Annotated in this window: 23 protein-coding genes; 16 read left to right on the top strand and 7 right to left on the bottom strand. The window is 74.2% G+C overall.

The window, feature by feature from the left end; translation table 11 throughout:
• Positions 1 to 165: 165 nt before the first annotated feature.
• From GTY84_RS03000 to GTY84_RS02990, 3 genes are all read right to left on the bottom strand, one after another.
• Entirely contained in the window at positions 166 to 1,449 is a 1,284-nt protein-coding gene (locus GTY84_RS03000; RefSeq protein WP_161224513.1) for a DUF5667 domain-containing protein, read from the bottom strand.
• Positions 1,450 to 1,822: 373 nt separating this feature from the next.
• Positions 1,823 to 2,638, bottom strand: coding sequence for an ECF subfamily RNA polymerase sigma factor, BldN family (locus tag GTY84_RS02995; protein ID WP_161224512.1), 816 nt, complete (start codon positions 2,636 to 2,638; stop codon positions 1,823 to 1,825).
• A gap of 481 nt (positions 2,639 to 3,119) precedes the next feature.
• Entirely contained in the window at positions 3,120 to 4,076 is a 957-nt protein-coding gene (locus GTY84_RS02990; protein WP_161224511.1) for an HAD-IB family hydrolase, read from the bottom strand.
• 75 nt (positions 4,077 to 4,151) lie between these two features.
• On the opposite strand from GTY84_RS02990, the gene GTY84_RS02985 reads away from it, so the two are divergent.
• The 5 genes from GTY84_RS02985 (at position 4,152) to GTY84_RS02965 (ending at position 9,990) form a co-directional block, all read left to right on the top strand.
• Positions 4,152 to 4,502, top strand: a complete 351-nt coding sequence (locus tag GTY84_RS02985) for a glutaredoxin family protein (protein ID WP_161224510.1) — start codon at positions 4,152 to 4,154, stop codon at positions 4,500 to 4,502.
• A gap of 274 nt (positions 4,503 to 4,776) precedes the next feature.
• A complete protein-coding gene (locus tag GTY84_RS02980; protein ID WP_161224509.1) occupies positions 4,777 to 5,535 on the top strand; it encodes a redox-sensing transcriptional repressor Rex in 759 nt (252 codons plus the stop codon).
• On the top strand, positions 5,532 to 7,337 hold the full coding sequence (locus GTY84_RS02975; RefSeq protein ID WP_161224508.1) for a glutamyl-tRNA reductase: 1,806 nt from the start codon (positions 5,532 to 5,534) through the stop codon (positions 7,335 to 7,337). The genes GTY84_RS02980 and GTY84_RS02975 overlap by 4 nt, the downstream gene beginning before the upstream one ends.
• Positions 7,334 to 8,293 (top strand): hydroxymethylbilane synthase, encoded by a 960-nt coding sequence (gene hemC / locus GTY84_RS02970; protein WP_161224507.1) that lies wholly within the window; start codon positions 7,334 to 7,336, stop codon positions 8,291 to 8,293. Before GTY84_RS02975 ends, hemC begins: the two co-directional genes overlap by 4 nt.
• Positions 8,290 to 9,990: a bifunctional uroporphyrinogen-III C-methyltransferase/uroporphyrinogen-III synthase gene (locus tag GTY84_RS02965; RefSeq protein ID WP_161224506.1), complete on the top strand. Its 1,701-nt coding sequence runs from the start codon at positions 8,290 to 8,292 to the stop codon at positions 9,988 to 9,990. The genes hemC and GTY84_RS02965 overlap by 4 nt, the downstream gene beginning before the upstream one ends.
• An 83-nt stretch (positions 9,991 to 10,073) precedes the next feature.
• On the opposite strand, the gene GTY84_RS02960 is transcribed toward GTY84_RS02965, so the two are convergent.
• Complete coding sequence (locus GTY84_RS02960; protein WP_161224505.1) at positions 10,074 to 10,319, bottom strand: DUF397 domain-containing protein; 246 nt, start codon at positions 10,317 to 10,319, stop codon at positions 10,074 to 10,076.
• Positions 10,316 to 11,149 carry a helix-turn-helix transcriptional regulator gene (locus tag GTY84_RS02955; RefSeq protein ID WP_161224504.1) on the bottom strand — a complete coding sequence of 278 codons (834 nt, stop codon included), beginning with the start codon at positions 11,147 to 11,149 and terminating at the stop codon, positions 10,316 to 10,318. The genes GTY84_RS02960 and GTY84_RS02955 overlap by 4 nt, the downstream gene beginning before the upstream one ends.
• A gap of 166 nt (positions 11,150 to 11,315) precedes the next feature.
• Between GTY84_RS02955 and GTY84_RS02950 the strand changes: the two genes are divergently transcribed.
• Positions 11,316 to 11,771, top strand: coding sequence for an ATP-binding protein (locus GTY84_RS02950; protein ID WP_161224503.1), 456 nt, complete (start codon positions 11,316 to 11,318; stop codon positions 11,769 to 11,771).
• Positions 11,772 to 11,888: 117 nt separating this feature from the next.
• On the opposite strand, the gene GTY84_RS34480 is transcribed toward GTY84_RS02950, so the two are convergent.
• On the bottom strand, positions 11,889 to 12,680 hold the full coding sequence (locus tag GTY84_RS34480; protein ID WP_161224502.1) for a 4'-phosphopantetheinyl transferase superfamily protein: 792 nt from the start codon (positions 12,678 to 12,680) through the stop codon (positions 11,889 to 11,891).
• Complete coding sequence (locus tag GTY84_RS02940) at positions 12,677 to 13,456, bottom strand: NAD(P)H-binding protein (protein WP_345943326.1); 780 nt, start codon at positions 13,454 to 13,456, stop codon at positions 12,677 to 12,679. Before GTY84_RS02940 ends, GTY84_RS34480 begins: the two co-directional genes overlap by 4 nt.
• Positions 13,457 to 13,910: 454 nt before the next feature.
• Here GTY84_RS02940 and GTY84_RS02935 point away from each other — a divergent pair, with 454 nt between their 5' ends.
• The 10 genes from GTY84_RS02935 to GTY84_RS02890 all read left to right on the top strand — a co-directional run bounded on the left by GTY84_RS02935 (position 13,911) and on the right by GTY84_RS02890 (position 26,057).
• Positions 13,911 to 14,777: an alpha/beta hydrolase gene (locus GTY84_RS02935; protein WP_161224501.1), complete on the top strand. Its 867-nt coding sequence runs from the start codon at positions 13,911 to 13,913 to the stop codon at positions 14,775 to 14,777.
• 323 nt (positions 14,778 to 15,100) lie between these two features.
• On the top strand, positions 15,101 to 15,991 hold the full coding sequence (locus GTY84_RS02930; protein WP_161224500.1) for an alpha/beta hydrolase: 891 nt from the start codon (positions 15,101 to 15,103) through the stop codon (positions 15,989 to 15,991).
• A 34-nt stretch (positions 15,992 to 16,025) separates the two neighbouring features.
• A complete protein-coding gene (locus tag GTY84_RS02925) occupies positions 16,026 to 17,174 on the top strand; it encodes an SDR family oxidoreductase (RefSeq protein ID WP_161224499.1) in 1,149 nt (382 codons plus the stop codon).
• Positions 17,175 to 17,196: 22 nt separating this feature from the next.
• The gene (locus GTY84_RS02920) at positions 17,197 to 17,481 is read left to right on the top strand and encodes a phosphopantetheine-binding protein (RefSeq protein WP_161224498.1); all 285 of its coding nucleotides are present in this window, start codon (positions 17,197 to 17,199) and stop codon (positions 17,479 to 17,481) included.
• The gene (locus GTY84_RS02915; protein WP_161224497.1) at positions 17,481 to 19,127 is read left to right on the top strand and encodes a class I adenylate-forming enzyme family protein; all 1,647 of its coding nucleotides are present in this window, start codon (positions 17,481 to 17,483) and stop codon (positions 19,125 to 19,127) included. The genes GTY84_RS02920 and GTY84_RS02915 overlap by 1 nt, the downstream gene beginning before the upstream one ends.
• Complete coding sequence (locus GTY84_RS34475) at positions 19,099 to 20,136, top strand: transglutaminase domain-containing protein (protein ID WP_161224496.1); 1,038 nt, start codon at positions 19,099 to 19,101, stop codon at positions 20,134 to 20,136. Before GTY84_RS02915 ends, GTY84_RS34475 begins: the two co-directional genes overlap by 29 nt.
• Before the next feature lie 155 nt (positions 20,137 to 20,291).
• Positions 20,292 to 22,592: an MMPL family transporter gene (locus tag GTY84_RS02905; protein ID WP_161224495.1), complete on the top strand. Its 2,301-nt coding sequence runs from the start codon at positions 20,292 to 20,294 to the stop codon at positions 22,590 to 22,592.
• Between the two features lie 35 nt (positions 22,593 to 22,627).
• Positions 22,628 to 22,885, top strand: coding sequence for a phosphopantetheine-binding protein (locus GTY84_RS02900; RefSeq protein ID WP_161224494.1), 258 nt, complete (start codon positions 22,628 to 22,630; stop codon positions 22,883 to 22,885).
• Positions 22,885 to 24,477, top strand: coding sequence for an AMP-binding protein (locus tag GTY84_RS02895; RefSeq protein ID WP_161224493.1), 1,593 nt, complete (start codon positions 22,885 to 22,887; stop codon positions 24,475 to 24,477). Before GTY84_RS02900 ends, GTY84_RS02895 begins: the two co-directional genes overlap by 1 nt.
• Before the next feature lie 5 nt (positions 24,478 to 24,482).
• Complete coding sequence (locus GTY84_RS02890; RefSeq protein WP_161224492.1) at positions 24,483 to 26,057, top strand: FAD-dependent monooxygenase; 1,575 nt, start codon at positions 24,483 to 24,485, stop codon at positions 26,055 to 26,057.
• Positions 26,058 to 26,531 lie beyond the last annotated feature (474 nt).

The raw sequence follows: 26,531 nt of genomic DNA, 5'->3' as shown, positions 1-26,531 counted from the left end.
CCGGTCTTCGACGGGCTGGTGACGGGCCGACCGGCCTTCCTCCGGCACGGCGCCCCCCGCGCGCGGAGGGCCCCCGTCCGGTCGCTCCGCGCGCGGCACGGCGAGGGGGCGCCCCGTGCGGGAGCGCCCCCTCGCCGTGTCCACGGACCCGGGGGGACGGGTGGGTCAGCCGGTGTCCTTGGCGTCCTTGCCCTCGATGCCCAGGCCGGGCAGGAGACCCGGGAGCAGGGGCGGGAGGGTGACGTCGGGGGCGGCCGGCGGGGTGGGGCCGGTGGACGGCGCGGCGGGTCCGGCGGTGTCCGCGGGCGGGTCGAGCAGGCCGCCGGTGCCGCCGCCGAGCAGGCCCTCGCCCTCGTGGCCGAGGCCGGTGGACTCGCTGGGCCCGCTGCTGTGGCCCGGCCCCTCTTCGGTGGAGCCGTCGCCGGAGGTGCCGGTGCGGTCGCCGGGGGGCGCCGGGTGGCTGGCGCCCGGGGTGCCGGGGGCGGCCGGTCGGGAGGAGCCGGGGCGGCTGCCGGGGGTGGTGGAGCCGCTGTCGGCCGGGGGCCGGGGGAGCAGGGAGCGCAGCGGGGCGACGTCGTCCTCTATGGCGTCGAAGACCGAGGTCACCTCCTCGCTGACGTCCCCGAGCTGCATGGGCAGCCGGTCCCGCAGGGCTCCCCAGGCCTCCGCGTGGGAGCGGGAGAAGGAGGAGAGGGCCTGCATGGGGCCGAGGGAGTCGGGGTCGCGCGCGTAGACGGCGCTGAGCAGGCGGTGGCCCTCGGAGGCGTCGTGCCGCATGCCGGACAGGGCGCGGCGGATCTCGCCCAGCGATTCGTGGTCGAGGGGGCCGCTGCGCCCGCGCTCCATCAGCCGCCGGGCCTCGTTGAGCCGGGTGGAGGCCAGGTCCAGATAGGCGCGACCGCGTTCGTCGTCGCCGTCCGCGAGGCCGAGCCGGAAGTCCTCGATGCCGCGTTTGAGCCCGTAGAGCGAGTCGCCGGGCAGGGCGTCGGAACTGGCGGCGGCCACTCCGCCGAGGGCTCCGGCGGCGACGCCGACGCTGAGGCCGCCCGCGGTGAGGGTCTTGGCCAGCCGGGTGCGGGGCCGGAACCTCTTCAGCGGGGCGGCCCGGTGGGCGCCGCGGCCCTGGCGCTGCTCGGGCACGGTCGGGCCCGCCGCGGCACCCCTCGCCGTGCCCTCCTGGAGCATGGACTCGAACGCGGCCACGAGCCGGGCCCGCTGCACGGTCTTGACCTCGGGGTCCAGCACGGGCCGGGGCAGCGCCTCCAGACCGGCGGCGAGGGCCGGCAGCCCCCTCCGCTCGGACGCCCCGGCCTGCCCGGGCGGTTCCCCCGGGGGACCGGCGGCCGCCGGACCTCCGGACTCCTCGGCCGCCGCCCCGGGATCGGTCTGCTCCTCCAGAGCCTGGGCGAAGGCGTTCGCCCGCCGGTGCGCCGATACGTTCGCGATCACTGGCGGCACCTCCTCTCGTCATGACGGTCGACTCCCCAGGGGGTCCTGAGGGTTGCCCGCCCGGTCCGGGGCCACACGATCGTGTGAGCCGCGGGCGCCGGGGAGCGACCACAGGGAGCCTGCATCCCGCACAACGAATGGCGCGGCACTTGGGTTACGGACGACGGATGATCGGGCCGCCGTCCCAACGGAATCTCACCGATGGTGACTTGGGGATCGCGGTGGGTGGTGGCGGACGGTGCGGGATCGGCGCCGGGCTTCCGGGGTGCCGGGACGGCCGCGGGGGCGCGGGCGCGGGCGCGGGGTGTCGCGGGTGCGGGGGCGCCCGGGGTCCCGGCTGCTCGGGCTCCCGGGGCGGCGGGCCGTCGGGCGCTCAGCGGGCGTCGTCCGGCAGCAGCCGGGCCAGGGTGCGTACGGCGCGGTACTGGAGGGTCTTGATGGCCCCTTCGTTCTTGCCCATGACGCGGGCGGTCTCGGCGACCGAGAGGCCCTGGAGGAAGCGGAGGGTGACGCACTCCTGCTGCTGCGGGTTGAGCCGCCGCACGGCCTCCAGCAGGGTGGCGTTGGAGAGGGACTCCAGGACGGAGTCCTCGGGGGAGCGCTCGACCTCGTTGGCGTCGAGCATCTCGCCGGTGGTCACCTCCAGCCGGAAGCGGCTGGACTTGAAGTGGTCCGCGACGAGGTTGCGGGCGATGGTCACCAGCCAGGCGCCGAAGTCGCGGCCCTGCCAGGTGAAGGTGCCGATGCGGCGCAGGGCGCGCAGAAAGGTCTCGCTGGTGAGGTCCTCGGCGGTCGCCTTGCCGCCCACCCGGTAGTAGATGTAGCGGTAGACGGTGTCGCTGTACTGGTCGTAGAGCCTCCCGAAGGCTTCGGCCTCGCCGGCCTGGGCCCGCTCGACGAGGTCCATCATCCGGGCGCTGTCACTGTCGGCCGCGGGACGGCGGTGGGTGGTGGCGGCGCCGGACGAGCGGGCCCGTCTGCCGACGGCGGCGCCGCCGTCGGCCAGCGCGTAGCACGGACCGGCGGGGGCGGTCGCGGTGGCGAGGGCGTGGTGCGGGCCGGCGGCGGTGGCGAGGGCGGGGACGGCGTACGCGGTGGGGACGAAGCCGCGCAAGAGGTCTCGGGCCGATTTGACCGTTGCGCGCAGCGTAGCCAGGCCCGAGGCGTCAACCCCGACGTGTGGGTACACGGGACTCCCAGAGGCAGAGCTTCCATCACGTGCAGTACGGAACCTTTCACCCGTCGTAGCGACGGTGGTTACCGGAATGCGTCTGAGGAGAATAACGCTTCGTACTGGTGCTGCTACGCCCAGTTGCTCAAATCATCGATTACGTCGCTTCCGTGCCCGATTGACGGTCGTTCGCCCGCGACAGACTGATCGTTTGGTGACCGGATGGGTTCGGGTTCCGGATAAGTGCGGTGCGTCTTGTGCTCGATGTGGGAGAGGCGCGCGTGCGGGGGACTGGGGCGGGCGCGGTGCGGGTACGTCACCTGGATTGGCCCCCGCCCGGCGCGGGCGGGGCACTGGTGCGGAAGGGCGGGCCCGGGGCGCGGGGCCGGGCGCCGGCCCGGCGGGCGCCCGGCCCCGCGACCGCTCCGGTCCCGGCCGCGTCCCCCCACCCGCGGGGTCCGGTCGCGGGGTCCGGTCGCGGCCGCGCGGGCGGCGCGGGTCAGCGCCTGCGGCGGTGGAGGGCGATGGCGGCGGCGGTGCCGCCCGCGACCGCGCCGACGCCGGCGGCGGCCGGGATGCCGACCTTGGCGGCCTTGCGGCCGGTGCGGTAGTCGCGCAGCCGCCAGTCCCGCTCGCGGGCGTGCCGGCGCAGCTTGGCGTCCGGGTTGATCGCGTAGGGGTGGCCGACGAGCGAGAGCATCGGGATGTCGTTGTGGGAGTCGCTGTACGCGGCGCAGCGGGTGAGGTCCAGGCGCTCGGCGGCGGCCAGGGCCCGGACCGCCTCGGCCTTGGCGGGGCCGTGCAGCGGTTCGCCGACCAGGCGGCCGGTGTAGACGCCGGCGACGGACTCGGCGACGGTGCCGAGCGCGCCGGTCAGGCCCAGGCGGCGGGCGATGACCTGGGCGATCTCCACCGGTGCCGCCGTGACCAGCCAGACCTTCTGCCCGGCGTCCAGGTGGGCCTGGGCGAGCGCGCGGGTGCCGGGCCAGATGCGGCCGGCCATGTACTCGTCGTAGATCTCCTCGCCGATGGACCTCAGCTCGGAGACGCGGTGGCCCTTGACGATGGAGAGCGCCGAGTCGCGGGCGTCGCGCATGTGCTCGGGGTCCTCGGTGCCGGCCAGCCGGAACCACGCCTGCTGCCAGGCGAAGCGGGCCAGGTCGCGGGTCTCGAAGAACTGCCGCTTGTACAGCCCGCGGCCGAAGTGGAAGAGGGCGGCGCCCTGCATCACGGTGTTGTCGAGGTCGAAGAAGGCGGCGGCCCGGTCGTCGCCCCGGACCGGGAAGTCCGGGGTCCCGTTCCCGTCCTTCTCCTTCTTCCCGCTCCGGTCGTCGCGGTCCTGGTCCGTCGCGTCGCCGCCCGCCTTGCGGGCGGCCTCCGCCGAGGCCTCGCCCGCCAGCACGCTCCGCGCCGTGGCGGGGCGGCGGCGGGGGGTGAGCCATCCGAAAGCGGCCATGCCCGTGAGCATAGCCAGTCCGTCCGGAAGTTCCGGTGCCACGAGGTTGCGCCGCCGTGAACAGGGCGGGCGAGAATGGCCGCCATGAGTCCGCTGTTCGGCAGAAAGACCCCGCGGTCCCCGCGGCCCTCCGGGGCCCCGCAGGCGGGGTCGCCGCCCCCGCCCTCCGCGCGCCCGGAGGACCACCTCGTCACCCTCGTCCGCAAACCCGGCTGCCACCTGTGCGACGACGCGCAGCTCGTCGTCGAGAAGGTCTGCGGCGAGCTCGGCGTTCCCTGGGAGCAGAAGGACATCACCGAGGACGCGCGCCTCCACGACCAGTACTGGGAGCAGATCCCCGTGGTCCTCGTCGACGGGCGGCAGCACACCTTCTGGCGGGTGAACGAGGAGCGTCTGCGAAGGGCGCTGACCGATCGGTGCGCGTAATCCGGACGGTCGCCTAGGATCGATGGCGGCGGGGTCTCGGGGGCGTCGATCATGAGGAGTGTGTGCGGCTTTGCCCTCGAAGGGAGTGGAACGCGAGTGCGGGTGCGCCGGTTCCCTGTTCGAGCGCCGTGGTTGCGTGAGCCCGGTCACGTTCGATGGGCAAATCGGACACCATCTTTGTGCACGCGTTCACAAAGACATAGCCTGCATTCGACGGGGCGGTCATGTAGGGACGTATGACCGCCTACAGCCCCGCTCTACCCGCAGGAGCACCGTGGCAACTGGCCGAACACACCGACCGGCGACCCGCAGCCGAGGGATTCCCGAGGCCACCGTCGCCCGTCTTCCGCTGTACCTCCGAGCCCTGACCGCGCTGTCGGAGCGCTCGGTGCCCACGGTCTCCTCCGAGGAGCTGGCCGCGGCGGCGGGGGTCAATTCCGCGAAGCTGCGCAAGGACTTCTCCTACCTCGGCTCCTACGGGACCCGTGGCGTCGGCTACGACGTCGAGTACCTCGTCTACCAGATCTCCCGTGAGCTGGGCCTCACCCAGGACTGGCCGGTCGTCATCGTCGGCATCGGCAACCTGGGGGCCGCGCTCGCCAACTACGGCGGCTTCGCCTCGCGCGGTTTCCGGGTCGCGGCGCTCATCGACGCCGATCCCCAGATGGCCGGAAAGCCCGTGGCCGGCATCCCGGTGCAGCACTCCGACGAGCTGGAGGCGATCATCCGGGACAACGGCGTCTCCATCGGCGTCATCGCGACCCCGGCCGGAGCCGCCCAGCCCGTCTGCGACCGCCTCGTGGCCGCCGGCGTCACCTCCATCCTGAACTTCGCGCCGACGGTGCTGACCGTCCCCGACGGTGTCGACGTGCGCAAGGTCGACCTCTCCATCGAGCTCCAGATCCTCGCCTTCCACGAGCAGCGCAAGGCGGGCGAGGAGTCCGCGTCCGGCTCCGCCGCGCCCGCCGCCGCGGAGGAGCCCGGCGCCGGGCAGGGGCCCGACGGGGACGTCTCCGCGGTGATGCCCGCATGAGCCTTCTCGTCGTCGGGCTGAGCCACCGCAGCGCGCCGGTCAGCGTGCTGGAACGGGCCTCGCTGAACGCGGACGCCCAGTCGAAGCTGCTCCAGGACACGGTCGCCGCCGAACCGGCCACCGAGGCCGCGGTGCTGGCCACCTGCAACCGCATCGAGCTCTACGCCGACGTGGACAAGTTCCACGCCGGTGTCGCCGAGCTGTCCACCCTGCTCGCCCAGCACAGCGGCGTCGGGCTGGAGGAGCTGACGCCCCACCTCTACGTGCACTACGAGGACCGGGCCGTCCACCATCTGTTCTCGGTGGCGTGCGGGCTGGACTCGATGGTCGTCGGCGAGGGGCAGATCCTCGGCCAGATCAAGGACTCGCTGGCCCGCGCGCAGGACCTGCACAGCGCGGGCCGGCTGCTGAACGACCTGTTCCAGCAGTCGCTCCGGGTCGGCAAGCGCGCCCACTCCGAGACCGGCATCGACCGCGCCGGGCAGTCCCTGGTCACCTTCGGCCTGGAGCAGTTGGCCGGGGGCGAGGAGGTGCGCGGCTGGGCCGGCGGCCGGACGGCGCTGGTCATCGGCGCCGGGTCGATGTCCTCGCTGGCCGCCGCCACGCTCGCGCGGGCCGGGGTGACGGAGGTCGTCGTCGCCAACCGGACCTTGGAGCGGGCCGAGCGGCTCGCCCGCCTGCTGACCGAGAGCGGCGAGACGGACGTACGGGCCCGGGCCGTCCCGATGGACGCGGTGCCCGCCGAACTGACACGTGCCGACGTGGCCGTCTCCTGTACCGGCGCGACGGGGCTCGTCCTCACGGCGGAGGCCGTGGCCAGGACGCTGGAGGGCCGCGTCGCGACCCCCGCCGCCGCGCCCTCCGCGGTCGCCGTCTCCGCCCCGGCCGCCGCCGAAGGGGCCCGGCGGGGCCGTGCGGAAACGCCACTGCACCCGGTGGGCGGCACCGCCGGGACGTCCGGCGCCGCCGTGGCCACGGGCGCGGTCGGTGCCACCGGAGCCGCCGGTGAGGAGAGCTGTCCGCTCGACCTGTCCGCCGTGCCGTCCGGCTTCTCCGTCATGGGCGACGCCGCCGTGGCCGGGATGGACGCCGCGACGCTGGAGCAGCACGGTGCCTGGGCCGCCCCCGGCACCACCGCGGCCGACCGCGCCGCCGCCGACCGCCGCGAGGACCTCCGTACCGGGCCCGGCGCCGACCCCGAACTGATCACCGCGCTGGCCGCCACGGCCGCCACCGCCGGGCGCGTCCCCGAGCGGCGCCGCCCGGAGCCGGTGGCCCGGGTGCCGCGCCCCCGTCCGGCGCTGTTCCTGCTGGACCTCGCTATGCCGAGGGACATCGACGCCGCCGTGCACCGGCTGGCCGGGGTGCGCCTGGTCGACATCGAGTCGCTGGCCGAGGCCTCCGCGGACGCCCCGATGGCCGCCGACGTGGACCGGGTCCGCGGGATCGTCGCGGACGAGGTGGCCGCCTTCGGCGCCGCCCAGCGGGCCGCGCGCATCACGCCCACCGTGGTCGCGCTGCGCAGCATGGCCGCCGACGTCGTGGCCGGCGAGATCGCCCGGCTGGAAGGGCGGCTGCCCGCGCTGGACGCCAGGCACCGCGCCGAGATCACCCAGACCGTCAAGCGCGTCGTCGACAAGCTGCTGCACGCGCCGACGGTGCGGGTCAAGCAGCTCGCGGCCGAACCCGGCGGCGCCGGGTACGCGGACGCGCTGCGCACCCTGTTCGACCTCGACCCCGAGACGGTGGCCTCCGTCTCCCGCGCCGAGAACAGCACTGAGAAGAACCGAGGGCCGGCATGACTGAGAAGGCACTGAGGCTCGGGACCAGGCGGAGCAGGCTCGCCATGGCCCAGTCCGGGCAGGTGGCGGACGCCGTGAGCCAGGTGACCGGACGGCCTGTTGAGCTCGTCGAGATCACCACGTTCGGCGACACGTCCCGCGAGCACCTGGCACAGATCGGCGGCACGGGAGTGTTCGTGGCCGCGCTGCGCGAGGCGCTGCTGCGGGGTGAGGTGGACTTCGCGGTTCACTCGCTCAAGGACCTCCCCACCACACCGCACGAGGGGCTGGTCCTGGCCGCCGTACCGGTGCGCGAGGACCCGCGGGACGTGATGGTCGCCCGCGACGCGCTCAAGTTCACCGACCTGCCCCGCGGGGCGCGCGTCGGCACCGGGGCGCCGCGCCGCATGGCGCAGCTCAACGCGTACGCCCGTGCCCACGGGCTGGCGATCGAGACGGTCCCGATCCGGGGCAACGTCGACACCCGCATCGGGTACGTCCGCAGCGGGGAGCTGGACGCCGTCGTCCTGGCCGCCGCCGGGATGAACCGGGTGGGCCGCATCGACGAGGTGACCGACTTCCTGTCGGTCGACACGATTCTTCCGGCCCCCGGCCAGGGGGCCCTGGCGGTCGAATGCCCCACGCACGACGTGGAGCTGACCGCCGCGCTCGCCGAACTCGACGACCCCTTCACCCGGGTCGCCGTGACGGCCGAGCGGTCGTTGCTCGCCGCGCTGGAAGCCGGTTGCAGCGCCCCCGTGGGCGCGCTGGCCGACCTGCTGCCCGGTGAGCGCAATGTCAAGGAAATGCGCCTGCGCGGCGTCGTCGGCACGACCGACGGCGCGTCGCTGGTGCAGCTGTCCACCACCGGTCCCGTGCCCCTCACGCACGAGGCGGCGCTGGCATTCGGTCGCGAACTCGCCACCGAGATGCTCGCCCAGGGCGCGGCCGGTCTGATGGGGGAGCGAGCACAGTGAGCCCCACCGCCTTTTCCGCCGGTCCGGAGCACGGGCACGTCACCTTCCTCGGTGCCGGACCCGGGGATCCGGGATTGCTGACTCTGCGCGCCGTGGAGGCGCTGGCGCACGCGGACGTCCTCGTCGCCGAGCACGAGGTGCTCGACGTCGTACGTCCGCACGCGCGGCAGGGTGCGGCCGAGGTGCCGACGGATTCCGACGGGTCGGATCCGGGACCGGGCACACCCCAACTCACGGTCGTCGACGGCTCGTCGGCGCCCGCAGGGGTCCCCGTCGTGCGGGATGCCGCACATCTTGTCATGGAGGCAGCGAGGGCTGGCAGGCGGGTGGTGCGTGCGGTGACGGGCGACCCCGGCCTCGACACCTACGCCGCCGAGGAGATGCTGGCCTGCGCCTCGGCCGGGGTGCCGTTCGAGGTGGTCCCGGGCATCGCCAACGCGGTCGGGGTCCCGGCGTACGCCGGTGTCCCGCTGCGTGACGCCGAGGGCACCGACGTGCGGTTCGTGGACGCCCGTACCGCCTCCGAGCGCTGCTGGACCGAGGTGGGCGCCTCCGACGGCACGGTGGTGGTGTCGACGACGCTGGACTCGGTGGCCGCGGCTGCCGGGGAACTGGTGTCGGCGGGCCGCAAGCCGGACACCCCGCTGACGGTGACGGTGGCGGGGACGACGACCCGGCAGCGGACCTGGACGGCGACGCTGGGCACCGTCGCGCAGACGCTGAAGCAGGCGAAGGTGCTGCCGTCGCCGGAGGGCGGCCGGCCGGTGATAGCCGTGGTCGGTGAGCGCTCCGCCGCGGCCGCCCGGCGCGACCAGCTGTCCTGGTTCGAGTCCAAGCCGCTGTTCGGCTGGAAGGTCCTCGTGCCGCGGACGAAGGAGCAGGCGGCGTCGCTCTCCGACCGGTTGCGTTCCTACGGCGCGGTGCCGCACGAGGTGCCGACCATCGCCGTGGAGCCGCCGCGCACCCCGCAGCAGATGGAGCGGGCGGTCAAGGGCCTGGTGACGGGCCGCTACGAGTGGATCGCGTTCACATCGGTCAACGCGGTGAAGGCGGTCCGGGAGAAGTTCGAGGAGTACGGGCTGGACGCCCGCGCCTTCGCGGGCATCAAGGTCGCCGCGGTCGGTGAGCAGACCGCCCAGGCGCTGATCGCCTTCGGCGTGAAGCCGGACCTGGTGCCCAGCGGCGAGCAGTCGGCGGCGGGCCTGCTGGACGACTGGCCGCCGTACGACCCGGTCTTCGACCCGATCGACCGGGTGTTCCTGCCGCGGGCCGACATCGCCACCGAGACGCTGGTGGCGGGGCTGATCGAGCTGGGCTGGGAGGTCGACGACGTCACCGCGTACCGCACGGTGCGCGCCTCGCCGCCGCCGGCCGCGACGCGGGAGGCGATCAAGGGCGGCGGCTTCGACGCGGTCATGTTCACCTCGTCCTCGACGGTCCGCAATCTGGTCGGCATCGCGGGCAAGCCGCACAACGTGACGGTCATCGCCTGCATCGGCCCGGCCACCGCCAAGACGGCGGAGGAGCACGGGCTGCGGGTCGACGTGATGGCCCCGGAGCCGTCGGTGCTGAAGCTGGCGGAGGCGCTGGCGGACTTCGGCGCGCGGCGCCGGCTGGCGGCGCTGGAGGCGGGCGACCCGGTCACCCGCCCGAGCGAGCGGCGCCCGGGCGCGCGGAGACGCCGCTCGACGACCTGACCGGGTCCGGCGGCGTCCTCCCGGGACCTGTACGGCGGCGGAGCGTGCTCACGGGCACGCTCCGTCGCCGTGTGTCCGGACGATCAGTTCCCGGAGGCGTAGGGGAGGAAGGCCGTCCAGGTGGCGGGGGTGACGGCGAGGCGGGGGCCGCGGGGGTTCTTGGAGTCCCGTACGAGGATGTGCTCCGGCACGGCCGCGACCTCCACGCAGTCGGGGCCGTCACTGGTGCTGTAGCTGCTCTTGGTCCAGGCGACCTCCACGCAGTCGGGGCCCTGGGCCGTGCTGTGGCTGCTCTTGGTCCAGGTCGAGCTGTGCGGCTTGAGGGTCATGTCTCTCCCAGTACCTTCCTGATGAGGGCGGTCGACTCCCGTGGGCTGAGAGCCTGCGCCCGGATAATCCCATAGCGGATGTCGAGGAGTTGGGCCTCTTTCGGGTCGGCGATGACCCGGCTGGTGTGCTGGACCTCGACGTGGCCCACCGTGGACCCGTCCTTGAGCCTGAGCAACCTGAACGAGCCGTCCAGTCCGGAGTTCTCCTCCCTGCTCAGCGGGAGGATCTGGAGGTCGACATTGCCGAACTCCGCGACCTTCAAGAGGTGTTCGAGTTGTTCGCGCAGAACCATTGTGCCCCCGATGAGGCGGCGGAGCGTCGACTCGCACTGGACGAAGCTGAAGACCGGGCGCCCTCTCGGGGCGTCGATGATGGCCTGACGTGCCACACGGGCCACCAGCCGCTGCTCCTGCTCCTCGGCGGTGAAGGGTGGCCTCCGCTGGCTCAGGACAGCCCGCGCGTACCCCTTCGTCTGCAACAACCCGTGAATCACCGAGTTGTTGTAGGCGCACAGCTCCACCGCCTCCGCTTCCAGCTTCTTCAGGTCCCGCACCTTCTTCGGGTAGCGGACCTCCTCGACGTCCGCCTTCATCGCCGCGATGCGCCCGCCCGCCGACAGGACCTCGTCGGCCCGGTCCAGGTATTCGGGACGGGGGATGCGGCGGCCCCGCTCCACGGAGGAGACCTGTTCCTCGCCGTAGCCGATGGCGGAGCCCAGCTCGGCCTGGGTGAGGCCCTGAGCCTGACGCCACAGCCTCAACTGCCGCACCACCGTGCGCATCACGGCGCCGGCTTCCTCGTCGTCCGATCCCGCTTCCCACTCGCTCATGTCCTCGCCGGCCCTTCCGCCGTCTGCCCTTCCGGCTTCAACCTCCGGTGCCCCGGGTCCGTCACCCCGGGCAACCCGGACGGAACCCGGACGTCCCACGGACAGCCCCCGAACGCCCGGGCCGCCGTGCTTCACAGGGTAGGGAGCGTTCGCGACGCTGAGTAACATGAATCAGGAAATCGAGCCCATCGAGGTACCGGTGTCCGCCGTACCGGCACGCGGTCCCGTGGTCCTGCGCCAGTACGCGGTGCCGCTCTCCTCCACCCGCCGCGGTGCGCGACTGGCGCGGTTGCTCGCCGCGGAGCGTCTGGAGGACTGGGGGCTGCCGCTGGACCCGGCCCGGCTGATCGTGGCGGAGCTGGCGACGAACGCCGCCGTGCACGGGCGGGTCCCGGGGCGGAGCTTCCGGCTGGCGCTGTTCCTCACCGCGCCGCGCGTGCTGCGGATCGAGGTGACGGACACACGGGGGGACCGCCTGCCCGTACGCGGAAAGGAGGCCCGTCCGCTCGCCGAGTCGGGGTACGGGCTGGAACTGGTGGGGGAGTTGGCGGCGCGCTGGGGCGTGCGGGGCGGGCCGGTGCCGTGCAAGACCGTCTGGGCGGAACTGGACCTCGGCGCGTGACGCGGACCGGTGTACGGAGGCGGGCCCGGGCCGCGGCCGGTGGCTTCCGCGCGCACGGGCCCGGCGCGCCGGTGGTCCTCCGTACGCCCGCGCGGACCGTCACGACGGCCGGTTGGGTCAGGACCGGTCCGGCAGGGGCAGGAGCGCGGCGGAGAGGACGTGGCCGGGGGTGTGGACGGTGGTGACGCGGAGGGCCGGGGGGAGGCCCTCGGAGGCGTGGAAGCGGACCGTGGGGCCGGCGGCCGGGTCCCAGGCGAGGGCCGTGCCGCGGAAGGTCAGACGGGGCTGGAGGGCCGCGGGGGCGGCCTTGTACGCGGCCTCCTTCGCCGAGAAAAGGCGCAGCGCGGCCCGCTCCGCCCCGCCGGCCGGGGCCGCCGCGATGCGGGCCAGCTCCGGCGGGCGGGCGATCAGGTGCCGGGCGCGGTGCAGTCCCGGCGCGGAGGACAGGGGCTCCGCGTCCAGGCCGAGGCGCGCCCGGCAGCCGTCGGTGAGGGCGGCCACGCAGACGGCCGCCGTGGGGCTGTGCGTCAGCGAACCGCGGGTCCCCGGCGGCCAGCCGGGCGCGCCGGAGGCGGCGCGGCCGACCCAGTGGCCCCGGCCGGTCAGCTCCTCCAGCGCCCGGTACGCCGCCACCCGTCCCGCCGTGTACTCCGCCACCCGGCGGTCCGCCGCCCCCGACAGCCGCAGCGCGGGCGGGAGTTCACCCGGATGGTGCTCGCCCACCCGCACGACGGCGACGACGACGGGGAAGGGGGCGTAGAGCGCGGCCAGGCGGGCCGGGTCCCAGGGGTCCGACGGGGCCGCCGGGTCGGCCGGGGGCCAGGGACGCGACAGGGGTGCCGGGTCCGGCCGAGCCGCCGTGCCGTCCCGTGGTGTGCCGCCGCGGTGGGCCGGGCCGGGTCCGGTCACCGGGCGGCGGTGGCCTTCTCCGCGAGGTAGTCCTCGAAGGTGCCCTTGCCGACCGCGTGCGAGGCGGTCAGGTGGCCGCCGTCGCGGAAGGCGCGGAAGGTCTTGCCGGGCAGGCGCAGCGCGACCACCTTCTTGCTGCGACCCTGGGCCCGGAGGTAGACGCGGGCCATCTCGGTGGCCTCGCGGACCTCGGGGCCGCCCATGTCCGCGACCCGTCCGGCGGGGGCGCCGATGGCCAGCTCGGCCAGCCGCCCGGCCACCTCGGCGGCGGAGATGGTCTGGTAGCGGAAGCCGGGCGCGAGCATCAGCGGCAGCTTGGAGGTGCCGTCGAAGATGGCGCGGACGAAGTCGTGGAACTGCGTGGCCCTCAGGATCGTGTACGGGACGCCGCTCTCCTCCAGGAGCCGCTCCGACGCCTCCTTGCCCTTGAAGTAGCTGAACGGCACCTGGTCGCAGCCGACGATGGAGATGTACACGAGGTGCCGGGTGCCGGCCTCCTTCGCCGCCGCCAGCAGCTTCGCCATGGCGGCGACGTCCTTCTTGCCGTTGCTGGCGGTCGCGCAGTGCACCACCGTGCCCGCGCCGCGCAGCGCCTCGGCGACGCCGGTGCCGGCCTCCAGGTCGCCCACGGCCCACTGGCGGGTGTCCGGGGCGGTGTCCGACGGGGGCGCGTGCCGGCTCAGCACGCGTACCGTCCGGCCCGCGTCGAGCAGGCGCGCGACCACGAAGCGTCCGAGCGTGCCGGTTCCGCCGGTCACCAGAATCGGTTCGTCCACTTGAATCCCCTTAGTCGTGCCCGTGTGTTCGTACCCGCCGTAAGACGCGCGACCGCACAGCGCGGCCACAGTGGAATCCTGCCGTGGGAGGGGCGGCCGGACCAGGGAGGAAAAGGGAGTCTGTCAGGTCAGGTGGCCTGTTTCCGCCGTTCGTCCGGGGTTTCCCGGGCCTTCCGCGCCGTCCTCTCCGCGGCCCGCCCGGCTTTCTCTGTCATCTTCTCCGTCACCTTCTCCGTCAGGTCGTCCGGTGGGCCGTACCCCACCTTCGGTGGCGGCCCCCGGGGGGTGCCGTTACCCGGGTGCAATGGGGTGGGCGGGGTGTTCCCGGAGTGCTTCCGGCGGGACCTGACACACTCCCTCCCGACATGCGGCATTGTCGCGATCTGTGGCACACCATCATTCCCGTCGGCTGCCGATCGAGGGCGGCTCACGACGCGGGAGATTGGTGGCCAACATGTCGCGCACAAAATCCATCCCCACCAAAGTCGGGGACCTTTTCGTGGAAATAGCCGGAAGCGGCCCCCCGGTCCTGCTGTGGCACAGCATGCTGGTGGACCGGTTCCAGTGGCAGCGCATGTCCGGTCCGCTCGCCGGTGAGCGCACCCTCGTCCTGATCGACGGCCCGGGCCACGGCCGCAGCGGACGCCCGCCCGCCGGGTACACCCTGGAGGACTGCGCGGACGCCGCCGCCGAGGTGCTCACCGAGCTGGGCATCGGCTCCGTCGACTGGCTCGGCAGCGCGTGGGGCGGCCACATCGGCCTGGTCTTCGCCGCCCGGCACCCGGAGCGGTGCCGCAGCGTCGTCACCATCGCCACCCCGATCGCCCCGCTGGAGACCGCCGAACGCCTCCAGACCCGCCTGCTGGCCGGGGTCTACGGGCGGTTCGGGCCCATCGCGCCGCTGTCGAACGGGGTCGCCGACGCCCTGCTCACCACGCGGTCCAAGCGCACCGACCCCGAGGCCCGCCGGATCGTGCGGGACGGCCTCGCCACCGCCGACCGGGTCGGGATGCACCGCTCGATGCACGCCATGATGCTGCGCCGCCCGGACATCAGCGGCCTGCTGCCGGGCATCACCGCGCCGGTCCTGGTCATCGCCGGCAGCGAGGACGCGATGTGGCTCCCCGGGCCCGCCCGGCGCTCCGCCGACACCATCCCGCGGGGGCGCTGCGCCGTCGTCGAGGGCGCCCACCGGCTGCCCGCGCTGGAGCGGCCCGAGGCGGTCCTCACCCATGTCCGCGCCTTCTGGCGGCAGAACGCGGACGGGGCGGAGCCCTCCGCGGGGGCCGGCGCCGCGCGGGCCGCCGGTTCCGCCGGGTAGCCGGTCCCGCACCGGGCCGGCCGCCCTTCCGCCGGCCGTGCCCGCTCCGGCGCTTCCCCTTCCGCACGGAATCCGGTGGCCGGCCGCCGCCACCGGGCGGCGGGAATTCCGGCCCGCCGGGCGAAAGGAAAAGGGAACCCGGTGAACGTGCCACGGGACGCCCGGTCCGGAACACCGGAATCCACTCGGTTCCCCGAATTCCGGTTCCAGTGGTTCCGGTCCCGTCCCCGGTTCCCGGAATTCCGCCGTCCGGCGCCGTGTTCCGGCCCGCTATCCGTACGCCCCCCCATTTCGACCCGCACGCAACGACAGGGAGAACGGTCATGTCCAACACTTTCGGTGTCCTCGACGTCCGCTACAAGAACCACGAGGCCATCGCCCTTCCCGACGGCGGCGAGCTGTACTACGAGGACAGCGGCGAGGGCGCTCCGCTGACCTTCATCAACAACTTCTACATCCTGAGCCCCGTCTGGGGGAACTTCACCCAGGACCTGGCCAAGGAATTCCGCCTGATCAACTACGACCTGCGCAACCAGGGCGCCTCCTCCCCCGGCCCGAACCCGACCACCTTCGACGACCACGTCGAGGACCTGCGGCGGCTGCTGGACCACCGGGGCATCGAGAAGACCTACCTCGTCGCCACCTCCATCTCCACGCTGATCGCCCGGGAGTTCACCTACAAGTACCCCGAGCGCGTGGCCGGCCTGGTCCTCATCGGCCCGGCGTTCTCCCCGAACGGCACGCTGCGCCGCATCCTGCTGAGCAAGCACTGGCTGGCGACGCTGGAGCACGGCGGCACCACCGCCCTGTTCGACATGCTCTACCCGCTGGTCTTCCCGGACCAGCTCGTGCACGCCGGCGGCAAGCCCGCCTACCTGGCGCTGCGCGACAACTTCATGTCCCTGCTGTCGAAGACCGGCATCGCGGACAGCCTGAAGGCGTCCCTGGACGTCGACGACGACCCCGAGAAGCTGTCCACCCTCACCCAGCCCACGCTGCTGATCAACGGCGACGGCGACTTCGCCTGGAGCCGCTCCGTCATCGAGGACGCCCTGCAGCGCATCCCCAACAGCCAGGAAGTCACCCTCGCCCGCGCCGGGCACGTGCCGTTCTTCGACGACCCGGACGGTTTCCAGAAGGCCACCGCCGAGTTCGTCCGCGGCTGCGAGGCCGCCAGGTCCGAGGACGGCGCCCGCGAGCCGGCCGCCGCGTGATCCGCGCGGAGCGAGGACCAAGGGAGGGAACACCATGACCACACGTCTGCTCACCGGTGCCACCGGTTTCGTCGGCGGCGCCGTCGTCCTGGAACTCCTCGACCGCACCGAGGGCGAGATCTACGCCCTGGTCCGCGGCGAGGACTCCGCGGACGCCCGGCGGCGGCTGCACGAGGCCCTGATCGGCATGGCCCGCGGATACGGCCGCGCCGATCTGGAGACGGCCATCGTCACCCGCACCAGGGCGATCCGCGGCGACATGGCGCGGCCCGGCTGCGGGGTCGACCCGGCCGAGCTGCCGGCCGTCGACGAGCTGTGGCACGCCGCCGCCTCGCTGCGCTTCGAGGAGGAGTACCGCGAGGAGATCGAGGCGCTCAACGTCGGCGGCACCCGCAACGTGCTGGAGCTGGCCCGCCGGACGGGGGCCCGCACCTTCAACTACGTGAGCACCGCCTACGTCGCCGGATCGCGGAAGGGCGACATCGCGGAGGGGCCCGCCGTGGACCCGTCCGTCGCCAACAACTGCTACGAGGAGACCAAGGTCCACGCCGAGGCCCTGGTGAGCGGCGCCGCCGACGGCTTCGACCGGGTCCGGATCATGCGGCCCACCATCGTCATCGGGCACAGCCTGACCCGGCACGGCCTCAACTGGTCGGGGATGTACGGCTTCGCGCGCCAGATGATGACGATCGAGAAGCTCGCCCGCCGCAAGCTGGGCACCCTCCTCGCGCACGCCCGGCTGAACCTGATCGCCGACCCGCACTGCCCGGTGAACCTGGTGCCGGTCGACATCGTGGCCCGCAACGCGGTCAGCATCGCGCTCTCCGACTCCGAGGAGACCTACTTCCACCTCGGCAACTCCGCCACCGTGCCGGTGCACGTGGCCCTCGACCGGATCATGGAACTGGTCGGGCTGCGGCCCCCGCACTACGTCACCGACCCCGACTGCTTCACCGCCCTGGACGAACAGCTCGACAAGGGCATGGTCTTCTACGGCTCGTACCTCAAGAACCCCAAGCGGTTCGACCTCACCCACACCGAGGCCGTGTGCGGCACCGGCTCCTGCCACGCCCCGCTCGACCTCGACGAGGTCACCGAGTACGTCCTCTACTACCTGCGCCGCCAGCGCGCGTACGTCGAGAAGTCGGGCCCCATCCGCACCCTGCACCCGGTCGTGGCCTGACCGCGACCGCGACGGAGGAATCATGCACGACAACGACGCGGTGCGAGCCGCCCTGACCGACGTGTGGAACCGGGTCACCGGGGAGGAACTGCCCTCCGGCCCGGAGGCGCGCACCACCTCGCTGTGGAGCCTCGGGCTGACCTCGGCCGGCTTCATCCAGCTCCTCGCCGCCGTCGAGGACGACTTCGGCTTCGAGTGGGACCTGGACGACGAGTCGGCCGAGGCCATCTCGTCCTTCGACAACCTGACCGCCTACGTCGTGGCCCACGCCACGCGGCTGCCGGCCGCGCTGCCCGGGGGCCGGTGATGGCCGGCGGCCGCATCCGCGAGGAGCTGGCGCTGCCCTCGGCGCCCGCTCTGGCCGCCCGCCGGCACGGGCGGGTGCCGATCCACCTGGACGTGCCGCTCGACCTGTTCCCCGAGGCGGGAACGGAGCTGGACTACGTCACCTTCGCGGACCTGGTGGACCGCGCGGCCCGGCTGCTCGTCTCGGCGGGCGCCGGGCCGGGCCACCGGGTGATGGTCGTCAAGCGGCCCAACTTCGACATCCCGCTGCTGGCCTTCGCCTGCGCCCGGATCGGCGCCGTGCCGGTGCTGGTCCACCCGACGGTGGGGGCGGCGAACCTGCCGGTGCTGGTGGCGCGGGCCCGGCCGGCGGTGCTGGTCACCGACGCCCACGCGGCCTCCCTCGGGGTGCTGGAGGGGCTGGACGCGGCCGGGGAGGGGCCCGCGCGCTGGTACACCGGGTCCGCCCCGGTGGCCGGGGCCCGGCCGCTGCTCGGGGCGCCCCCCGCCGAGCTGCCCGAACGGCCCGTGCCCGGCCCGGGGGACGAGCAGTTGGTCACCCACACCTCCGGCACGACCGGGGTGCCCAAGCTGGTGCTCCAGACGGCCCTCACCTTCGCCGGGCAGGCCCGTCCCCAGACGGTCGTCGGGCGGCTGCTGCGGGTCCGCGACCCGTACCTGGTCTGCATCTCCCCGGTGCACGTGCGGACCGTGGCGGCGATCGTGTCGACGCTCGCGGTGGGGCTGCCGCTGGGCTTCATGACGGAGCCGGACCCGCACAACGCGGCGCTGATGCTGCGCCGGGTGCGGCCCGGGGTCGTGGAGACGGTGCCGAACGCGTTCATCCGCTGGGAGGAGATCGCTGATGAGCAGCCCCGACTGCTGGCCTCCGTACGGCTGTTCGTCAGCACCTTCGACGCGGCGCATCCGCGGACCATTCGGACGCTGCTGCGCGCGGGCCGTCGTGGCGCACGGTACGTCCAGGTGTACGGCCAGTCGGAGACCGGGCCGGTGGCGATGAAGTTCTACCGGCGCGAGCCGGGCCGCCGCTGCGCCGACGGGCGCTGCGTGGGCCGTCCGCTGATCGGCCACTCCAAGGTGCGCATCGGCGGCCTGGAGGGCGGGGCGGGCGCGGTGGGGCGCGGGACGACCGGCGCCATCATGACCCGCACCTCGGCGGTCACCCCGACCTACCTCGGCACGCCCGACCAGCGGGTGGACGGCTGGTGGGCGATGGGCGACGTGGGTGTCGTCACCGGCCGCGGGTGCCTGCACCTGTTCGACCGGATCGTCGACCGGCGGCCGGGCACGGAGAGCCTGCTGGCGCTGGAGGACACGATCCTGGAGCGCGTGCCGGAGCTGACCGAGGCGGTGCTCGTCCCGATGGAGGACGGCCGCCCGCCCGTGCCGCTGATCTGCACCCGGGGCGACCGCCCGCTGCCCGGGCGGGCCTGGGAGGCGGCCGTCGCCGGTCTGCCGCCCGTCGCCCCGCCGGTCCACCTGACCTGGGACGAGATCCCGCACACCGCCACCTGGAAGGTGCGCCGCCCCGAGGCGGCCCTGCTCCTCGGTTCCTTCGCCGGGGGTCCGCCGCCGAACGCGGCCGGTGCCGTACGGCCGCACGAGAGGAAGACCAGCGATGACACCCCTGTCCCCGCCCACCGCTGAGGCGGCCGGAGCACCCGCGCGGGCCGCCTCGGCCCCGGCCGGGACCCGCGCCCCCGCTCCCGGCGCGCTGCCGGACGCCTGGCGGGACGGGCTGGCCCGGCTGCGGAAGGTGCCCGGGGAGTTCTTCCGGGGGACCCTCGGCGTGGACGAGGCCGCCCGGCAGCTCGGTACCGACGCCGGGACCGTGGCGGCGCTGGTCGAGGCGGGGCTGCCCGCGGAGCGGGGCGAGGACGGGCCCCTGCTGGACTACCACGACGTCGCCAACCTCGGGCTCGCCGCGCGGCAGGGCCGCTCGCTGGCCGAGCTGGCCGAGGCGCGGATGCTGCGGATGGCGGCGGGGCCGCGCGAGGGCTGGCTCAAGGAGCGCACCTGGCACGTCCGCCTCGCCGCCCCCTGCGACGCCCCCGGCTGCCCCGGCGAGGTGCCGCCCGTCCCCGCGCCGGACCTGCTCGGCGGGACCCTGGTGGACGTCCGCCCGGCCGCCGGTCCCGGGGGCGAGACGACCGCCACCGTGGTCACCCGGGGCACCGCCGCCGAGCCCCGCACGGAGGCGGTGCGCGCCGTCTACGACGGGCTGCTCGCCGCCCTCGACGACGGCTCCCACCAGTTCGGCTGGCTGCCGGACCGGCTGCGGGCCGACCCCGCGCGGGCCGCCGAACTCCGCATGGTGGACTGCCAGGTGGCCGCCTGGATCATGGCGCGGGACGCCCGCGGGGCCGGCCTCGCGGCCCGCACCCGCAAGGGGTACGTCCTCGGCATGGTGGGCGTGGAGCACGCCTGGACCGAGGTCCTGGAGGACGGCCGCTGGCTGGTCCTCGACCCCGTCCTCGCCTTCCTGGCCCGCCGCCACAGGGCCAGCAACCCCGAGTTCACCGACTTCTGCCGGGGCTCGGTGCACAACCGGCTGCTGGCCTGGCCGGCCGCCTCCGAGGAGCCGGTCGTCGCGCACGACTGCGACCGCGGCGGCCGGTGCGCCCTGTCCTGCAACCAGGTCCTCGGGGGCGCCTGACCCCGCCCGCGAGCCCGCCGCACCACGGCTCCCGCCCGCACCACGGCTCCCGGGCACCGCCCGGTCCGCCGCCCGCCGATCCGCCCGACCCGTCTCCCGCCGGCCGCCCGCAGCCCCCGGGAGCCCCCTGCCATCCCGACCCTGGAAGGGTTCCCATGCTTGAGAAGCTCGCCGCCCTGGCCGCGGGCCGCCGCAAACTCGTCCTCGTCCTGACGCTGCTGTTCTGCGTCGTCGGCGGGGCCCTGGGCGGCGGCGTCAACGACAAACTGTCCGCCGGCGGCTACGAGGTGCCCGACTCCGCGTCCAGCGCCGCGCAGAAGGCGCTGTCCAAGGAGTTCCGCGCGGGCTCCCCGAACCTCGTCATCCTCGTCGAGACCCCCGACGGGGTGGACGACCCCGGCACCACCCGGGCCGGACTGGCGCTGACCCGCGCCCTCGCCGACGAACCCGGCGTCAGCCAGGCCCTGTCGTACTGGACGCAGGACCGCGCCCCGCTGCTGCACAGCGAGAAGGGCGACTCGGCGCTGGTCATGGCGCACCTCACCGGTGACGAGGACGAGGTCGCCGAGCACCTGAAGAAGCTGCTGCCGCACTACCAGGACGGCTACCAGGGGCTCGACCTGAAGTTCGGCGGCCTGGCCGAGGCCAACCGCGAGCTGACCGAGCAGACCCAGAAGGACCTGGCGCTGGCCGAGGCCGTGGTGCTGCCGCTGACGCTGATCCTGCTGGTCTTCGTCTTCCGCGGGGTGATCGCCGCACTGCTGCCGCTGGCCCTCGGCGTCGTCGCCGTGATGGGCGCGCTGGCGGTGCTGCGGGTACTGGTGGTCTTCACCGACGTGTCCGTCTTCGCGATGAACATCTCGACGGCACTGGGGCTCGGACTCGGCATCGACTACGCCCTGTTCGTGGTGAGCAGATTCAGGGAGGAGCTGCGCAAGGGCGCCACCGTCGAGCAGGCGGTCGGCATCACCCTGCGCACGGCCGGCCGCACCGTGCTCTTCTCCGCCCTCACCGTCGGCCTGTCGCTGTCCGCGCTGCTGATCTTCCCGATGTACTTCCTGCGGTCCTTCGCCTACGCCGGGATCGCCGTCGTCGCCTTCGCGGTGGTGGCCGCCCTGGTGGTGCTGCCCGCGCTGCTCGCGGTCCTCGGCCACCGGGTCAACAAGTGGTCCTTCGGACGGCACCGCGAGAAGCCGGCCGACACCGGCTTCTGGCACCGGCTGTCCCTCCTGGTGATGCGCAGGCCGCTGCCGCTGGCCACCGGCGTGGTGGTGCTGATGGCGCTGCTGCTCACCCCGTTCCTCGGGGTCCGCTTCGGCCTCTCCGACGAGCGCGCCCTGCCCCAGCACGCGCAGGCCCACGAGGTCGGCACCCGCATCGCCGAGGACTACCCGGCCCGTGCCATGTCCCCGCTGCTGGTGGTGGCCGACGGCACCGGTGACCCGAGGTCCCGCACCACCGACATCGCGGAGTACTCGCAGCGCCTGTCCGAACTGCCGGACGTGGCCCGGGTCGACGGACTCGCCGGCTCCTACACCGACGGACAGCGGGTCGCGAAGCCGGGCAGGCTGTACGAGCAGTTCGCCGGGGAGAACGGCACCTGGCTGATGGTGGTGCCCGAGGTCGACCCGTACACCGACGAGGGCCAGGACCTGGTGACCGAGGTGCGGGAGATGTCCGCGCCGTTCCCGGTCCAGGTGGGCGGCACCGCGGCCTCGTTCAAGGACACCATGGCCTCGCTGGGCGACCGGCTGCCGTACGGGCTGCTGATCATCGCCGCCAGCATCTTCGTCCTGCTGTTCCTGCTCAGCGGCAGCGTGCTGATGCCGGTCAAGGCGCTGGTGCTCAACCTGTTCAGCCTGACCGCCACCTTCGGCTCCATGGTGTGGGTGTTCCAGGACGGCCACCTCAAGTGGCTGGTGGGCGACTTCACCACCACCGGGATGACGGTGGCCACCAACCCGATCATGATGTTCTGCGTGGCCTTCGGGCTCTCCATGGACTACGAGGTCTTCCTGCTCTCCCGCATCAAGGAGGAGTACGACCGCACCGGCGACAACAGGCTCTCCGTCGCCCGCGGCCTGGAGCGCACCGGCGGCATCGTCACCGCGGCGGCGCTGCTGATGGCCCTGGTGTTCCTCTCCTTCCTCCTGTCCGGCATCACCCACATGAAGATGCTCGGCTTCGGGCTGGCCCTCGCCGTCCTGATGGACGCCACCCTGGTCCGCGGCATCCTCGTACCGGCCTTCATGCGGATGGCCGGCCGCTTCAACTGGTGGGCGCCCGCCCCGCTGGCCCGTCTGCACCGGCGGATCGGCCTGCGCGACGGCGACGACGACCCCGCCCCCGCCGCGGGACCGGCGGCCCCCGCGGAGGCCGCCCCGGCCGCCTCCGCCGCCCCCGGCCCCTCCGACCCGTCCGCCGGCGAGCGCAGCCCCGCGAAGGTCGGCCGCTGACCCCGTCGCACGCCGACACCCGAAAGGAAACCGCCATGAGCGACGCCACCACCGCCACCTCGCCCGGCCGGCGACTGCTGCTGGAACTCGTCGATGTGCCCGGTCTGTTCGACGACCTGGCCGACGACGCCGACCTGCTGACCGTCGGCATCAACTCCGGGGAGCTGATCCGGCTCGCCCTCGCCATCGAGGAGCGCACCGGAGTCCCCCTGGAGGACGAGGAGATGGCCACCCTCTACACCATCGACGGCATCGACCGCGTCCTGGCCGCGGCCCCGGAGGTGAACGCCTGATGTGGCTCGCCCACGCCGTCCGGCGGCGGCGCCTGCTCGCCCCCGGCGCACCGGCCCTGGCCGACGAGACCCGCACCCTGACCTGGCGCGAGCTGGACGACCGCACCGACGCCCTGGCCTGCGGACTGCTCGGCCGGGGCCTGGTCCCCGGGGACCGGTTCGCCCTGCTCTCCCGCAACCGCCTGGAGGTCATCGAGCTGTACGTGGCCGCCGCCAAGGCCGGCCTCGTCGTCTGCCCCGTCAACCCGACCTTCCCGGCCCCCGAGGTCGAGCACATCGTCGCCAACGTCTCCCCGGCCTGTGTGATCGCGGACGCGGCGGCGGCCCGGCGGCTCGGCGACGCGCTGGGCGGGGGCACGCGGATCGCCCTGGACTCCCCGGAGTTCGAGGAGCTGTACGCCGCCGCGCCGCGCCCGCTGCCGCTGCCGGACCGGGACGACGTGTTCGCCGTGGTGCACACCTCCGCGACCTCCGGCCGGGCCAAGGGCGTCGCCCTCACCCACCGGGCCATCGCGGCGGGCTACACGGCGACCGTCGCGGACTTCGGCTTCACCGCCGACGACGTGATGCTCTACCCCTGCCCCCTCTTCCACGGCAGCATGGTGGTGAGCCTGGCGCTGCTCGCCGCGGGCGGGACCCTGGTCGTCCAGGGCGACTTCACCCCGCAGCGGTTCCTCGCCTGCGTGGAGCGGTTCGGGGTCACGACGACCTTCATGGTCCCGTCCATGATCCGCTTCACCCTCCAGGCCAAGGCGTTCGGCACCACGGACCTGTCCAGCCTGCGGGAGATCGTCTTCGGCGGCTCCCCGATGCCGGAGCCCCTGCTGCGCGAGACGGTGCGCCGCTTCGGCGTCCCGGTCCGCAACTCCTACGGACTGTCCGAGGGCGGCCCCATCGGCACCGCCCTCTACACCGCCGACGGCGGGGACCCCGTCTCCTCCTCCGGGCGCATGCTGCCCGGCTGCCACATCGAGATCCTCGACGAGCGCGGCGAACGCCTGCCGTACGGCGAGACCGGCGAGGTGTGCGTCCGGGGCGACGGCACCATGCGCGGCTACTGGAACGACCCGGAGGCCACCACCCGCTCCCTGCGCGACGGCTGGCTGCGCACCGGCGACCTCGGCCGCATGACCGAGGACGGGCTGATCCACCTGGTCGACCGGGTCGGGGACGTCATCATCCGGGGCGGGCAGAACGTCTACCCCGCGGAGATCGAGCGGGTCCTCGCCACCGTCCCCGGCGTCCGGGACGTGGCCGTCGTCGCCGCGCCCTCCGAGGAGTGGGGCCAGGTGCCGGTGGCGTTCGTCGTCGCCGACCCGGAGCGGACCCCGACCCTGCCCGAGCTGATCTCCGCCTGCGCCGCCCAGCTCGGCAGCTACAAGCGGCCCGCCGCGGTGCGCTTCACCGAGGAGATCCCGCGCAACGCGGCCGGCAAGATCCTGCGCCGCGTCCTCAAGGAGCTGCTGCCGGGCGCCGGTCCCGCCCACCCGGCGCCCGCGGACCCGGCGTCCGAGGACCGGGCGGCCGCGGACCCGGCGTCCGCGGACCGGGTGCCCGCCGCCGCGCGGCCGGTCGCCGCGGCCGGGGTGTGAGGGCGATGAGGGTCGCGTGCGTCGGCGGCGGACCCGCCGGACTCTTCTTCGCGCTCCTGATGCGCCGGGCCGGCGACCACCGGGTCGACGTCTTCGAACGCAGCGCCCCGGACGCCACGTTCGGCTTCGGCGTGGTCTTCTCCCGGCTCAGCCTGATGCGGCTGCGCCGCACCGCCCCCGAGGTCGTCACCGGCATCCTGGACGGCGGCGCCCGCTGGGAGCAGGTCGAGGTCCGGCGCGGCGGCGAGTCCTTGAGCACCTCCGGCCACGGCTTCGCCGCGGTGGAGCGCCGGGAGATGCTGGCCATGCTGCGCCGGCACGCCGAGGAGGCCGGGGTCGGGCTGCACTACCGCACCGAGGCCGACGCCGCCTCCCTGCTCGACCGCTACGACGTGGTGGTCGCCGCCGACGGCGCGGGCAGCCGCAGCCGGGGCGCCTTCCCGGACGGGTTCGGCGCGAGGGTCACCCCGGGCGGCAGCCGGTACGCCTGGTTCGCCTCCGACCGGGTCTTCGAGGACATGACCTTCCTCTTCGAGGACAGCCCCCACGGGCCGGTCGCCGCCCACGCCTACCCGTACTCCCGGGACCGCTGCACCTTCCTGGTGGAGATGGACGGCGGGAGCTGGGAGCGCGCCGGGTTCACCGACGGGCACACCCGGGGCGCCGACTGGACCGACGAACGGGCCATGGCCTTCGCGAGCGAGGTCTTCGCCGGCCATCTGCGCGGCGGTCGGCTGCACGGCAACGGCTCGCGCTGGCTGCGCTTCCCGCAGGTCTCGGCCGAGCACTGGCACCACAAGAACCTCGTCGGCATCGGCGACGCCGTTCACACCGCCCACTTCTCCATGGGCTCCGGCACCACCCTGGCCCTGGAGGACGCCGCCGAACTGGTGCGCGCCCTGACCGCCGGGGACGTCCTCGACGTACCGGCCGCGCTCGCCGCGTACGAGGAGGTGCGCCGTCCCGTGGTGGCGGGCGTCCAGGAGTCCGCGTGGGCCAGCCGGAGGCTCTGGGAGGCCCCCGAGGGGCACCGGGACGCCTCCCTCAGGGAGCTGACGCTGCGCCTGCTGACCCGGGCCGGACAGCTCTCGGTGCGCCAGATGCAGCGCCTGGACCGGGACTTCGAGCGGACCGCAGGAAGCGGCTTCACCGCCCTGCCCGGGGCGCCGGTGCGGGACCTGGCCGAGCTGGACGGCTCGCTGGTGGAGGTCGCCGCGCCCGGTGGCGGGGCGCAGGACGCCGCGGTCCTCGTCGAACGGGTGCGCGCGCTGCGGCGCGCCCGCCCGGAGGCTGAGGTCGGCCTGGTGGTCCCGGCGCCCGCCGCCGACGGCGCCGCGGTGCGGCACCTCGCGGAGCTGGTCGCGGAGGTGGTGTGCCGGGCACCGGTGGACATCGTGCTGGCCGCCCCGCGCCCGGACGACACCGGCGCGGGCCGGGTCGCCCAGATGGTGCTCGCCGAGGAACTGCGCCTGCGCACGGGCACCCGCACCGGGTACGCCTGCCGGCCGCAGGAGCTGGAGCACGGCTGGACCCATGTCCAGGCGGGCCGGGTCGACGAGGTGTGGACGACCGGGGCGTGAGCCCGGTCGGCCCGGCGGACCCGCCGCCGCGCGGCCTGCGGCGACTCTCCCGGGGGACGCCGGGACGCCGGGGACGCCGGGGGACCGGCGCTCCTGATACGCCCCGGGGCCCGACGGCCTCCGTAGCCCCCGAGCGCCCGAGCACCGTAGCCCCGGAGGGCCCGGCGCCGGGCCCTCGGCCTCTCGGCGCTCCCGGGGCCGAACCGGCGCGGCACGGCGGTGGGGGAGCCGGGACGGACACGGAGGGGACGGGCCCGGAAAGGGTGCGGAAACCCCCGGACACCATGGTGGCCGGGGGTTTCCGCTTTTCCTCGGGGGCTGTTTTGGGGATGCGTTCCTGGTGGCGTGAACATTCCTTCCGGACGCTTTTCCCGAATTCTCGGCGGACCTGACGGAGAACATGACGGACGCCGCTCCATTCCATTGTCCCGGAGGATCGTCCGGCGAATGATGAGGGAACGCAGACATGTGAAC

It is taken from the genome of Streptomyces sp. SID8352, assembly GCF_009862265.1.
Lineage (GTDB): Bacteria > Actinomycetota > Actinomycetes > Streptomycetales > Streptomycetaceae > Streptomyces.
This window is presented reverse-complemented; position numbering and strand designations above follow the sequence as displayed.

What these genes read in the sequence shown, in the direction of transcription:
- GTY84_RS02990 (WP_161224511.1), bottom strand. Translation starts at nt 4,076, where the DNA reads ATGGCCGCTTTCGGATGGCTCACCCCCCGCCGCCGCCCCGCCACGGCG.
- GTY84_RS02985 (WP_161224510.1), top strand. Translation starts at nt 4,152, where the DNA reads ATGGCCGCCATGAGTCCGCTGTTCGGCAGAAAGACCCCGCGGTCCCCG.
- GTY84_RS02975 (WP_161224508.1), top strand. Translation starts at nt 5,532, where the DNA reads ATGAGCCTTCTCGTCGTCGGGCTGAGCCACCGCAGCGCGCCGGTCAGC.
- hemC (WP_161224507.1), top strand. Translation starts at nt 7,334, where the DNA reads ATGACTGAGAAGGCACTGAGGCTCGGGACCAGGCGGAGCAGGCTCGCC.
- GTY84_RS02960 (WP_161224505.1), bottom strand. Translation starts at nt 10,319, where the DNA reads ATGACCCTCAAGCCGCACAGCTCGACCTGGACCAAGAGCAGCCACAGC.
- GTY84_RS02955 (WP_161224504.1), bottom strand. Translation starts at nt 11,149, where the DNA reads ATGAGCGAGTGGGAAGCGGGATCGGACGACGAGGAAGCCGGCGCCGTG.
- GTY84_RS02950 (WP_161224503.1), top strand. Translation starts at nt 11,316, where the DNA reads ATGAATCAGGAAATCGAGCCCATCGAGGTACCGGTGTCCGCCGTACCG.
- GTY84_RS02935 (WP_161224501.1), top strand. Translation starts at nt 13,911, where the DNA reads ATGTCGCGCACAAAATCCATCCCCACCAAAGTCGGGGACCTTTTCGTG.
- GTY84_RS02930 (WP_161224500.1), top strand. Translation starts at nt 15,101, where the DNA reads ATGTCCAACACTTTCGGTGTCCTCGACGTCCGCTACAAGAACCACGAG.
- GTY84_RS02925 (WP_161224499.1), top strand. Translation starts at nt 16,026, where the DNA reads ATGACCACACGTCTGCTCACCGGTGCCACCGGTTTCGTCGGCGGCGCC.
- GTY84_RS02920 (WP_161224498.1), top strand. Translation starts at nt 17,197, where the DNA reads ATGCACGACAACGACGCGGTGCGAGCCGCCCTGACCGACGTGTGGAAC.
- GTY84_RS02915 (WP_161224497.1), top strand. Translation starts at nt 17,481, where the DNA reads ATGGCCGGCGGCCGCATCCGCGAGGAGCTGGCGCTGCCCTCGGCGCCC.
- GTY84_RS34475 (WP_161224496.1), top strand. Translation starts at nt 19,099, where the DNA reads ATGACACCCCTGTCCCCGCCCACCGCTGAGGCGGCCGGAGCACCCGCG.
- GTY84_RS02905 (WP_161224495.1), top strand. Translation starts at nt 20,292, where the DNA reads ATGCTTGAGAAGCTCGCCGCCCTGGCCGCGGGCCGCCGCAAACTCGTC.
- GTY84_RS02900 (WP_161224494.1), top strand. Translation starts at nt 22,628, where the DNA reads ATGAGCGACGCCACCACCGCCACCTCGCCCGGCCGGCGACTGCTGCTG.
- GTY84_RS02895 (WP_161224493.1), top strand. Translation starts at nt 22,885, where the DNA reads ATGTGGCTCGCCCACGCCGTCCGGCGGCGGCGCCTGCTCGCCCCCGGC.
- GTY84_RS02890 (WP_161224492.1), top strand. Translation starts at nt 24,483, where the DNA reads ATGAGGGTCGCGTGCGTCGGCGGCGGACCCGCCGGACTCTTCTTCGCG.